Below are 11,861 nucleotides of genomic sequence, written 5' to 3'. Positions count from 1 at the left end.
TCAATTATTTTAATCAAAGATAGATAAATCGGAATCACATATTAAAACAAACAAAAATTTCCAGTATTGCTGCCCATACTTTTTGTCCCATCATTGTATCTCGAAGAGGACAATAGGGAATTGAACATTACTTTTTCGCCCCTAACTGTCTCTCAAAGAGGACAGTGGGAAATTGAAGATTTTCGCCCTAACTGTCTTTCGAAGAGGACAGTGAGGAATTGAAGATCTAGCTTTTTACAATCCCTTGGCTATTTTAATAAGATCTGTGCTATAGAAACGATAACTATTCGGATCAAATGTTCTAGCATTATTTACCCAGTTCAATACTTTGTCATAGTCTGTATCGCCTTTATATTCTGAATTTCTAAGAAGCAAACCAAAAGATGTTATAGCAGATGCAAATCTGAAATCTTCTGAGGTTGAAGCAAAAGGAGTCAAATCATCCGTTGCTGCTTTAACAATCAACTCACTTACATCGCTATTTGGTTTTTTATATCGAAAATTTATACTGATTGGATGCGATCCTCTCAGAAATGCAACTTGCGTTGACTTTATTTCATAAATAGCGGTAATGGTCTGACCAGCACCAATTTCACCAGCATCTTTGGCATCATTCGTAAAGTCACTATCATTCAACACCCTGTTTTCGTATCCGATCAAACGATATAATTCCACAACAGCCGGATCAAAATCAATCTGGATTTTAACATCTTTTGCTACTGTGAAAAACTTTCCAAACTCATCAATAAAAACCTTGCGGGCCTGCAACTCATTATCAATGTATTCAAATGTTCCATTTCCATTGTTGGCCAATTGTTCCAACATTCCTTCATTTAAGTTTCCTGTACCAACACCAATTGTTGTCAGAAAAACTCCTGATTCACGCTTTTTCTCAATAAGTTTAATGAGTTCATCCTGATCGGAAATTCCTACATTAAAATCACCATCGGTGGCAATAATTATCCGATTATTTCCATCTACTACAAAGTTCTCTTCAGCAATTTCATAGGCTCTATTAATACCTCCTGCACCAGCTGTACTGCCACCGGCACCTAATTTATCAATTGCTTTTCTTATTTTTTCTTTATCGTTGGTCGAATTTAGAGCAACTCCGGGACTACTGGCATAGGTAACGATAGCCATTCTATCAATATCCCGCATTTCATCAAGCAAAAACTTCATTCCGGTTTTCACTAATGGTAATTTGTTAGCACTGCTCATTGAACCAGAAACATCAACCAGAAATACAAAATTTGAAGCCGGATAGTTTTCTTTAGCGATTGATTTCCCCTTGATTCCTATTTGAATTAATTTATGATCGGCATTCCATGGACATTCTCCAACTTCGGTACTAATACCAATTGGATGTTGATCAATCGGATCAGCATAATTATATTGGAAGTAATTTATTAATTCTTCAACACGAATAGCATCCACCGGAGGCATTTCTCCTCCTTTTAAAAATCTGCGGACATTACTATATGATCCTCCATCAGCATCAATTGAGAAAGTTGAAACAGGTTCATCAATTGCTTTTACGAATGGATTTTCACTGAAAGTATTGTATTGTTCCCCAGAAGAAATCCCATTATCAAAACCCAAACCCATCGGACCCAAGGCTCCTTCCTTATAACAAGAACTTAAAAGAACAAAAAGAGGAATAATGGCAAAAAAAAATATTTTCTTCATCACAAAAATTTTAACCGTTTAGTATAGCATTTAGATGCTGAATGCTCAATTTGGGTTGCGAGTAAATAAAAAAAAAGTCCATTGAAATTTTCAATGAACTTGATATTGATTCTATGATTCCGGATCTACTTTCTTAGAACAGATATTTTAAAGAAAATCCAAAATCAAATAAGCCTTTTCCAAAAAAATGATTAGGCCCAAATAAATTAAAATAGGGTTTATAATCGGCACTTGCTGACAAAGGGAATGTTTGAAATCTATATTCCAATCCAAATATGCCATCAAATCCGATTGCCGGATAAGTCCTTCTATTTGTTCTTTCAAAATCGAATCCATAATTATCAAATACATGATAAGAATAATCTTCTCTGTAATATCCAATATGACAGCCAAATCCATAATAATAGGTAAACCTTTCTCTTGCCAAAGCTGATGCTGGTTCAATAAATTCAAGGATTCCGGTTAGTAGACTACCTCCATCCCTTTTTCCCAAAATCAGTTCATATGCAGTTTGACTCGATTGAAAAGATTTGAAGTTAATTCCAGGTGTTAATCCTGCTCGCAAACCTATTCCCTTATCCTGTGCAAAAGCAAAGTTTACACTGATAAAAACAGTAAAACCGACTAAAAGTAATAGCTTAATTAATTTCATTTACCCAATTTTTATAACTCGATGATATTTCCTGATCCTGTGATATTTGAATATATTTTTGGTGATCCTGAATAAAAAACATCTCCCGAACCCGTAATGTTTACATCCAATGTATTGGAAACATCTACCCATACAGAACCACTTCCGGTAATATTAACAACACTTATTTCCTGTTCCATTTCCAACGATTTAATATCTCCACTACCTGTAATCCGATTCTCAGAATCATGAATTTCACCAAATAGTTTCATTAATCCACTACCAGAAATATTGGTTTCCAAATAATCGGCTTCTAAATACACATCCATATCTCCTGATCCGGAAATATTCAGTTCGACATCAGTAGCAAAAACATCAGCACGTATAAAACCTGAACCTGTAATACCCGCTTCAAACTTATTACTGACAATACTATCAGATACCATACTACCAGAACCTGCCAATAATAATTTACTTATATCAGGTGTATAAACAGTTATTTTTACTGAGCGGGATGGATTTAAACAATGGTTGTCTCTGCTTTTAATGATTAATGCTCCATGACTAACCTGTGTAGAAATATAAGGAAGGATATTCTCTTCAGCACTAATTATCACTTTCGACATTGTGTCCTGAATAACGATAACATCAAAGGAACCATAGTGTTTAACCTCATCAAACTCATTTAATTCCCGGCTTTCCTCATCCATGTTTCCATTTCCCCGAATACAGTCCAGAAAATCAAAATAACAAGAGTTTAATCCCAGCATGATTATGCTTAAACCTAATACAATAAATCCTGTTCTAATTACTTTTTTCATGTTTTTAATTGTTTATGTGAAGCCTGAAATCGTAGGTGTTTAGCAATCTTTTAAAAAAATGCTACTATGAATTACATGATATAATTTCATTTGATTTCATACTTCTAATCTGAAATTTTATACAACCTTAAGGACAATTAATTAGCAATAGGGTTGCATGCAAATCAGATTATTCCTGAAAAATTTTAATAGAGCCTTTTTCGGCTTCTATCAGGATATTAGATTTAGGATTATTCCCTTTTTTTCCAGCGTATTTATTGGTGTCTTTTTCTTTGTCAATCAATTCTTTACTTAACTGAATTTTTTCTTTCGGATAGCTAATGCTGACATCCGTTTCCGTAATTGATATTTTGTAAGATGCCCCTTCCTCAATAATCATTGTAATATCTGTATAATTTGAAGTCACATCAATGGCTGAAAACAAATTTGAAATTTTGTCCATCCTCAATGCACCATACTTCAACCTTAATTTTAATTCCTTTTTAAAGGTGTTTAGTTTTATGTTCGAGAAATTACTGCTCCCTTTTAAGTAATCAATTGATCCTATTTCATATGCATCTCTTCTAGAGTCAAGTGATAGTACGTCAATTTGATCAATTTTAATTTTGGAAACCTTACTTTCAATATCCAGCATTTTGCTTTTTGAAATATCCATGTCGGCATAACTAACTTTCATTTTTCCTTCTTTTATATACTCAATAAAAGCATGACCAAACCTGATATTGATAATCGAAGATGAATTTAATTTCCCAGTTCTCAAATCGCCATGCGACAAGTCAATTTGAAGATTTGGATTGAAATCACCCATAAAAACATCGCCAAAACTGTTTTCTATTTTGAGCTTGTTATTAGCAGGCATATAAACGGTAAAATCGATATCTACTTCGGCACCAATTGTAAAAATGGCATTGGTTAAATTGCTGATTTCAGATAGCAAATCATTCGATTCACTTCCAATAAGTGTTTGTGCACGAATGTAGTTCTCACCTCCTTGAAAGCTAAAATTCAGCAAGGCTTCCAATTTTTCGATTTTATCTTTCGTTTTGGCCCTTGTTTCCAAATTGATGACATATTTCACTGAATCCTTATTCCAATGAATAATTTCAACTTTACCGTACTTATTATAAACTTCAACCTGTGTTTCCGGTTTCAGTTTGTAGGTTCTTACTATTCTTTTGCTTTGCTTAATTTGTGGAGCAGCAATGATTGTATTGCTCATTAAAGCCAAAATAAAGAATAAACTTATATGTTTTAGTCGCATAACTATATTCCTTTAATTTCTGATGCACTCTCTTCTTCCCAATTCTCAAATTGCATCAATACTTCTTCTAAAATACTTATTTTCATTCGGTATGTTTCTATCATAGATTCAATCATTTGCTGTTTGTAAATATCCTTACCCAATTCATTTGCTAATTCAGAATAAGCCGCATCTAAATCTTCAAAATCATTCAATACATCTTCGCGTATATCTTCAAAATCAGCAGTATAGGTTTCCAGTTCTTTCATTTTCAAACTCACCTGATTTCCATAATATGCTTCAGCCTCTATTAATTCTACAATCTCAGGATCAATTTTCATTTCCTCATTGCTACTCAGCTTACTATCTTCCTGATATTTGCCAATCTGCTCATAGGCCACAATTGATATAACAGCAATGAGAATAACGGCTGCAATTCGCAGAGCATAAAAGCGAAAACGTCTTGAAGAAGCTTTGTTAAATACAATAACTTCATTTTCCTTATTTATTTTATCCCATAAATCAGGACTCGGGGAGTGAACGTCAAATTCGTCCCTGTTTTCCTGTATGAATTTTTCTAGCTTATCTTGCATTATTGCTGGCTTTTTATTGATTCTCTAATTCTATTTTTTGCTCTCATATATTGTGTCTTAGATGTTGAAACACTTATGTTTAATATTTGAGAAATTTCTTCATGATCGTATCCTTCCATGGTATATAATGAAAAAATAACACGATATCCTTCAGGTAACTTGCCTATTTGATCTCTAAGCTGGCTAACATCATATGAAATCTGATCGTCATTCATATTTTGTTCATCAATCTTTTCATATTTCATTACATCTTCTGATAGAAACATGTCTATTTTTCTCTTTTTCAGCGCATTGATACATTTATTAATAACGATGGATTTAATCCAGGAACCGATGGAACTCTCATATCTGAAGGTATGTAATCGCCTGAAAATATCAATAAAAGCATCCTGTAGCACATCCTCTGCTTCTTCAAAATTATTCATCATACGATGACTAACATTGAACATAGCTTTTGCATACTTCTGGTACAACTGATACTGTGCCAGCTGGTTAGCCTGTTTAGCTTGCTCCACTAAATCCCTGTCTCTATTTATGTAGTCGACTTCCAAACCCAAATTAAATCAATTATAATGACAAGAAAAGGTTGAAAAGGTTGCATTAAACTTTATTTAATTAGATAACAATTATCTTTTGCAGGAATAAAGATAAAACTATTCATTTTGAATTCTATAGTTTTGTATGTATTGATTAATCATGTTAGCTTGGTTTAAAAATATAGGCAGCTATTTAGGTGGTAACTTGGTAGATAAAGTTAACAGTCCTTTGAATGGGGAATTGTATGTTTACCATATCAATGGAAGATATTTACTTAATGCCAAATCAACCAACTACAGTTTTGGTGAATTGCATACCGGATTCCAAAAAGCCTTCAAACATATTGGAATTGATCAATTAAAAATTAACAATTGCCTTGTGCTTGGCTTTGGAACAGGCAGTGTTGTGTCAATAATACGCGAGGAATACAAACTCAACTTTCCAATAATTGCTATTGAAAAAGATCCGGTGGTTATAAAACTGGGAAAAAAATACTTCAATATTGAGCGCTTTCAAAACCTGCAAGTTCTTCCTCAGGATGCAGCCACTTATATTTTACAAAACAAACAGCTTTTCGATCTTATCGTATTTGATATTTACATAAACGATATTATTCCTTCTTATTTTGAAAGTATTGAATTTCTTAATGCATTAAAAAAACAACTCAGTCCTACAGGAATGCTGCTTTTTAATAAAGATGTAAACAATCCAAGCATGAATGCATCTTTGCTTCAACTTGAAACTAATCTGAATACAACTTTTTCATCAGTAGAAAAATTTCAGCTGGTTAAGAACAATTATTTTTTTCGGGCTACAATTTAGAAATTCAATAACTGACAGCTTCTGCCGTTATTTCATATCTTTTGAATTTTTGTCTGTACTAATCTGAAAATATGGCCTCATATTATTGATTACCAAATACTTGTCAGTAACAAATTGCGCCTAAAGCAGCCATAATTTCCATTTTAACTGATGGCATTTTAGTTGAAATAAGCTAGTCAAATACAAAATGATTTTTTAACAAATTAAATTATAGGAGGACAAAATAATGACACTCGTAAGAATGAACAAACCAAGCAACTACTATCCAGCATATTCAAAGTTTTTTGATAATTTCTTTGAAAATGACAGGGATTTTTTCACACCAAAGGCAAAAAACAATTTACCAGCTGTAAATGTTGTTGAAAGCAAAGAAGAATTTGTAATTGAAGTTGCTGCACCTGGCTTAAAGAAAAATGATTTCAACGTAAAACTCGATAATGATGTGATTACAATTGAAACCAAGACTGAAGAAAAAGAAATGAAGGAAGAAATGAATTTCACTCGCAGAGAGTTTAATTACAGCTCATTTAGTCGCTCATTTACATTACCTGATAGCATCGAAAGTTCAAAAATTGATGCAAAATACGAAGACGGTGTACTAAAGGTTATGTTACCTAAAAAAGAAGAAGCTAAAGTAAAAGCTTTAAGAGAAATTAAAATTTCATAATAACGAATCAAGCTTGTTTTCAAAACCCTGCACTTAGTGTAGGGTTTTTTAGTTTCTGGAATAAAGCAGATACTTTTCTCTTATGAGCTTAAATTTCTGAAGATCTTCTTTCCAACTCTCTCTTATTTGCTCTTCTGTCCAGCCTGCTATAATTTGTTTTCTTAATTGATCGGTTCCTGCAAGCTTGTCGAAATAAGCTTTAAAAAATGTTGACTTATTATCAGAATGCTGATAGAAATCCAAAAGAAATTCTAAACTGAGCGACCAATATCCACACTGAAGCCGAGTATTACTTAAATCAATGCCTTGACATTCTTTCCCCAAATGAGGAGGATTATCAGAAACCCCCGGAATGCTTATTGGTGTAAAATAATAATTCCCTACATGAGAATTTGGTTTACCAATAATCTGAAAAGGTTTATTGGTTCCTCTGCCCACACTCACATCTGTTCCTTCAAATAAACAGAGATGAGGATATAAAGCTACAGCTTTCATATTGGGTAAGTTTGGACTTGGTGCAATGGGTAGTTTATAATGCGCTTTAAAATAAGCCTGCTCACAATCGCTCAAATGATGGTAGTAATATTCTTCACCATCTTCAAATGAAAGAGGCATTATCTTTAAATCACATTTAATTGCCTTGTTTAGCCAGCCTTCTCCGTTCACCATATTTGCATACTCACCAATGGTCATTCCATACAGATAGGGAACTTCATGCAAACCAACAAAAGAGGCAAATTCTTTTTTCAGAACAGGTCCATCTACAAAACCAATATTGGGATTTGGCCTATCCAATACAATCATTGCCACATTATTTTCTGCACAGGCTTCCATGACGTAGGACATGGTTGAGATATAGGTATAACACCTTACGCCAACATCCTGCATATCAAAAATAACAACATCAATTCCTTTCAAATCAGCCGCTGTTGGCTTTTTGTGGTTTCCATACAAGGAAATTATGGGAATTTTATCAGGTCCGTATTCTGAATCAGAAATAATGGCACCATCTGCATTATTTCCTCTGAATCCGTGCTCAGGTGATAATATTTTAGCAATATGAATATGCAGCGATAATAATGTATCTACCAAATGAACATCTTGTATGATGGACGTATGATTGGCAACAATAGCTACTTTTTTATCCTTTATCAAAGGGATGTATTTATTCATTTGTTCAGCACCTGTTTTTAACTGTGCATATGTTAAATTTGCAAACAAATAAAAAATTAAAAGTCCAATCATTTTTTTCATATCCTTGTGAATTTCGAATATTACATAGCAAAAAGAATCACATTTCAGTCCAAACGTACATTTTCCAAAACGGTGGTCCGAATTGCTATTGCTGCTATTGCACTTAGTTTAGCCGTAATGATGGTATCCATTTCCATTGTTAAAGGTTTTCAGCATGAAATAAAAAGCAAAGTAATTGGTTTTGCTTCACACATTCAAATAACGCATACGAATATAAATTATACTTTTGAAAATGAACCGATTGAATATTCTCAAGATGTTTATAAGCGCATTTCCAGCATCGACCAAGTAAATAATATTCAGGTTTTTGCCAACAAGCCAGGCATTATTAAAACAACCGAAGCCATTGAAGGGGTTGTACTTAAAGGAGTATCGTCTACCTATGACTGGAGCTATATCAGGCAATTTCTGGTAGAAGGAGAAATTCCAACATTTGCAGATAGCACAACATCAACTAATCTGATTATCTCCAATTTAATAGCCAAAAAACTCCGATTGAATATAGGTGATGATGTAGCTATTTATTTTGTCCAGCAACCTCCACGTGTTCGTAAGTTTATTATCACAGGAATATTTGATAGCGGAATTGAAGAAATCGATCAGGTTTTTGCCATCTGCGATATCAAGCAAATTCAAAAACTGAATAATTGGGAAAACAACCAAATTGGTGGCTACGAAGTTTTCATCAACGATCTGGAAGAAATCGAACAAGTAAATGACATTGTTAGAGCTGGAGTAAATTTCAATGAGGATACAAAAATGATCTCACAGATTTATCCTCAGATATTTGATTGGCTGAATTTGCTGAATATCAATGTTCGAATAATTTTGATTTTGATGGTTATTGTTGCAGCTGTAAATATGATTACAGCACTTTTAATAATTATTCTGGAAAAAACAAATATGATTGGTATGCTGAAATCCATGGGAGCATCTGACCAAAGTGTTTCATTAATCTTTATGATTCATGCTGCTTTCCTGATAGCTTCTGGAGTCATTATTGGAAATTTAATTGGCTTTACATTCATTTTCCTTCAATATAAATTTGAACTATTCAAACTCTCACCTGAATCGTATTACATGGATCATGTTCCTGTATTATTAAGTTGGGGACGTTTTGCTTTGCTTAATCTTGGTACATTTTTAATATGTACCCTGATCATGTTTATTCCAACCCAATTTGTCTCTCGCATTAAACCACTCAAAGCAATCCGCTTCAATTAATCTTATAAAATTAAAAATAAATTTGCAGTGTGATGTCTATGATTATGTGCGCTTTACACAATCGTTGATTTCTTCGAGGTAACTTTTTTTTTCTCATCGTATAAATAATTGAGAATAACAATTTACCTGATTCGAATTCTCACCAAACATATAATTTTTTGACAAAAACAAGTCTTGCTTGTTGCAATATTAGTGTGCCTAAAAAATGCCATGATGAGAAAAACAGCAATTTATTTGATCCTACTTTTTACCATTATAAGTCACTCATCTTTTTCAAATTCAAATAGTATAAAATTCATTAATGCCAAGAATAATGGCATACGCATAAGCCAGAATAGCTCTTTAAATCTAAGTTCACAGGGTACGATAGAAGCATGGATTTATTTATCATCTTATAAGGACTTTGCCGGAATCATTCACAAGGGCGATAAAAAAGATTTTTCTGACGAGGCTTACACCCTGCAATTGTGGAATAACAACAAATTGTATTTTGCAATTTCAAACAATTCAAACTCTTATCAAATTCAATCAACAAGCAGTTTACAATTGTCAAAATGGTATCATGTAAGTGCAAGCTGGAACTCATCCGGCATGCAGTTATATCTGAATGGAAAGCTCGAATCGTCTTCTTCAAATAGTTTATCAATTAATTACGCCAGTTTAAATGATCCTAACAAAAATGGATTAAACATTGGCAGACAATTAAATGAAGATTATAACACGAGCTACAATAAATTCACCTTTGATGGAATCATTGATGAAGTGCGAATTTGGAACAGCTGTTTGCATATTTATCAAATCCAGAAAAGAATGTTTGAGGAGCTAAACTCAAGTGATTCATTATGGAGTAATTTAGTAGGCTACTGGCCATTTAACGAAGGAAGTGGCACTGTTGTAAGTGATAATAGCTCGAACAGCAATACGGGTAATTTTATCCCATCAAATGGAAACAAACCCAGGTGGAAAACAAGATTATTTCCTAACTCATTAACATGGAAAGGCGATGTATCTCGCGATTGGAATAATGCCAATAATTGGCAAGAAGGAATAACTCCTCATGCTTTTTCAAATGTATTAATACCAACTACAACAACCAATTTACCTGAAGTAAAAAATACGGGCATGCAATGTGGCTCACTAATTTTAAATCCAGGAAAGTATTTGACAATTGCTTCTGGAAAGAGCTTAAAAGTATGGAGCGAAATAGTATTCAAAACAGATAATACAAAAACAGCTTCGCTGGTTAATCTTGGAACATTAGCTGTGGTTGGGGAAAGTCGATTTGAGCGAAAAATCACCTCCGATGGCTGGCATTACATTTCTTCCCCCGTTTCTAATTCATCATCTAACATCTTTTGGGGATCAGCATTATATGGATACAACGAAACAAGTGGACTATGGAATAAAGTAACCAATAATCAAACGCTTAATAGTATGGATGGTTACGATGTTTATGTCAAAAACAATCATAAAGTTGTGACCTATACTGGTTCATTAAATTCAGGGAATTTTTCAAAAAACCTGACCTACAATAGAGATGGATACAACTTAATTGGAAACCCATATCCTGCTACAATCGATTGGGACGCAAGCAGTGGATGGACCAAAACAAATATCAATGGAGCAATATATATTTGGGATCCTGCTCAAAATAATTTCACCACTTACACAAATGGATCAGGAACAAATGGAGGGAGCAGATATATTGCTTCAACTCAGGGATTTTTTGTTCGAGCCAATTCTGGAGGTGGTTCAATAGCAATGACCCCCCAGGTAATGGTGGAATATCCCAATGGTCAATTCAGAGGTGATAAAAATGCATATCAACTTTCATTAATTGTTGATGGAAATGGTCGAAATGATGAAACCATCATTCGATTTCATGAAAATGCACAGGAATATTTTGAAGATAATCTGGATGCATATAAAATTTATAGTTACGATTCTGATGTTCCTCAAATTTATTCAGTACTGACAGACGGTTCGTTCGCATCCATCAATTCTCTTCCCAAAAACAACATGGATGTATCTATTCCAATTTCCTTTATTGCTTCAGTTAATAGCGAATATCAGATTAACTGTAAGCTGGATAAAAGTCCGGTTGAAACAGATTTTTTTCTTGAAGACTTAGTAACAAACAAAATATTTGACCTGAAACAAGGTACTTATCACTTCCACGGCCAAGTGACCGATAGTAAAGAAAGATTTTTATTACATGTAAATCACTCAGCCACTTTAGTTGATAATGAAAAGACAAGCACCGAATTAAATGAAAATAATATGAGAAGTATTAATGTTTTTTCAACCCATCGAACATTATTCATCGATACAAGAAGTACAGAGACCAACAAAGCAGTTATCAAAGTTTATAATATGCTTGGTG

11 protein-coding genes are annotated in these 11,861 nt (G+C 33.5%); 4 read left to right on the top strand and 7 right to left on the bottom strand.

Features of this window, described 5'->3' with window-relative positions:
* Window positions 1-234: 234 nt before the first annotated feature.
* The 6 genes from HOG71_01240 to HOG71_01215 form a co-directional block, all read right to left on the bottom strand.
* Window positions 235-1,689 (bottom strand): DUF3520 domain-containing protein, encoded by a 1,455-nt coding sequence (locus HOG71_01240; protein ID MBT5989454.1) that lies wholly within the window; start codon window positions 1,687-1,689, stop codon window positions 235-237.
* A gap of 133 nt (window positions 1,690-1,822) precedes the next feature.
* Window positions 1,823-2,341 (bottom strand): hypothetical protein, encoded by a 519-nt coding sequence (locus HOG71_01235; GenBank protein ID MBT5989453.1) that lies wholly within the window; start codon window positions 2,339-2,341, stop codon window positions 1,823-1,825.
* Between the two features lie 11 nt (window positions 2,342-2,352).
* On the bottom strand, window positions 2,353-3,141 hold the full coding sequence (locus HOG71_01230) for a DUF2807 domain-containing protein (protein ID MBT5989452.1): 789 nt from the start codon (window positions 3,139-3,141) through the stop codon (window positions 2,353-2,355).
* Between the two features lie 169 nt (window positions 3,142-3,310).
* Window positions 3,311-4,360, bottom strand: coding sequence for a hypothetical protein (locus tag HOG71_01225; protein MBT5989451.1), 1,050 nt, complete (start codon window positions 4,358-4,360; stop codon window positions 3,311-3,313).
* A gap of 44 nt (window positions 4,361-4,404) precedes the next feature.
* Complete coding sequence (locus HOG71_01220) at window positions 4,405-4,974, bottom strand: hypothetical protein (GenBank protein ID MBT5989450.1); 570 nt, start codon at window positions 4,972-4,974, stop codon at window positions 4,405-4,407.
* Window positions 4,974-5,531 carry an RNA polymerase sigma factor gene (locus tag HOG71_01215; protein ID MBT5989449.1) on the bottom strand — a complete coding sequence of 186 codons (558 nt, stop codon included), beginning with the start codon at window positions 5,529-5,531 and terminating at the stop codon, window positions 4,974-4,976. Before HOG71_01215 ends, HOG71_01220 begins: the two co-directional genes overlap by 1 nt.
* Window positions 5,532-5,670: 139 nt before the next feature.
* Here HOG71_01215 and HOG71_01210 point away from each other — a divergent pair, with 139 nt between their 5' ends.
* Complete coding sequence (locus HOG71_01210) at window positions 5,671-6,333, top strand: hypothetical protein (GenBank protein ID MBT5989448.1); 663 nt, start codon at window positions 5,671-5,673, stop codon at window positions 6,331-6,333.
* 226 nt (window positions 6,334-6,559) lie between these two features.
* Entirely contained in the window at window positions 6,560-7,000 is a 441-nt protein-coding gene (locus tag HOG71_01205) for an Hsp20/alpha crystallin family protein (protein MBT5989447.1), read from the top strand.
* A gap of 48 nt (window positions 7,001-7,048) precedes the next feature.
* On the opposite strand, the gene HOG71_01200 is transcribed toward HOG71_01205, so the two are convergent.
* Window positions 7,049-8,254, bottom strand: coding sequence for a DUF1343 domain-containing protein (locus tag HOG71_01200; GenBank protein ID MBT5989446.1), 1,206 nt, complete (start codon window positions 8,252-8,254; stop codon window positions 7,049-7,051).
* Window positions 8,255-8,326: 72 nt separating this feature from the next.
* On the opposite strand from HOG71_01200, the gene HOG71_01195 reads away from it, so the two are divergent.
* Together HOG71_01195 and HOG71_01190 are read left to right on the top strand one after the other, a co-directional pair.
* Window positions 8,327-9,478, top strand: coding sequence for an ABC transporter permease (locus HOG71_01195; protein MBT5989445.1), 1,152 nt, complete (start codon window positions 8,327-8,329; stop codon window positions 9,476-9,478).
* A gap of 213 nt (window positions 9,479-9,691) precedes the next feature.
* Window positions 9,692-11,861 (top strand): LamG domain-containing protein (locus tag HOG71_01190; protein MBT5989444.1); only part of this gene is annotated, 2,170 nt, incomplete at its 3' end.

Source organism: Bacteroidota bacterium, from assembly GCA_018698135.1.
Taxonomy (GTDB): Bacteria; Bacteroidota; Bacteroidia; order CAILMK01; family JAAYUY01; genus JABINZ01.
Note: the sequence above shows the minus strand (reverse complement) of the source record. Positions and strands in the feature narration are given on the sequence as shown.

What these genes read in the sequence shown, in the direction of transcription:
- HOG71_01240 (MBT5989454.1), bottom strand. Translation starts at nt 1,689, where the DNA reads ATGAAGAAAATATTTTTTTTTGCCATTATTCCTCTTTTTGTTCTTTTA.
- HOG71_01220 (MBT5989450.1), bottom strand. Translation starts at nt 4,974, where the DNA reads ATGCAAGATAAGCTAGAAAAATTCATACAGGAAAACAGGGACGAATTT.
- HOG71_01225 (MBT5989451.1), bottom strand. Translation starts at nt 4,360, where the DNA reads ATGAGCAATACAATCATTGCTGCTCCACAAATTAAGCAAAGCAAAAGA.
- HOG71_01230 (MBT5989452.1), bottom strand. Translation starts at nt 3,141, where the DNA reads ATGAAAAAAGTAATTAGAACAGGATTTATTGTATTAGGTTTAAGCATA.
- HOG71_01235 (MBT5989453.1), bottom strand. Translation starts at nt 2,341, where the DNA reads ATGAAATTAATTAAGCTATTACTTTTAGTCGGTTTTACTGTTTTTATC.
- HOG71_01205 (MBT5989447.1), top strand. Translation starts at nt 6,560, where the DNA reads ATGACACTCGTAAGAATGAACAAACCAAGCAACTACTATCCAGCATAT.
- HOG71_01210 (MBT5989448.1), top strand. Translation starts at nt 5,671, where the DNA reads ATGTTAGCTTGGTTTAAAAATATAGGCAGCTATTTAGGTGGTAACTTG.
- HOG71_01200 (MBT5989446.1), bottom strand. Translation starts at nt 8,254, where the DNA reads ATGAAAAAAATGATTGGACTTTTAATTTTTTATTTGTTTGCAAATTTA.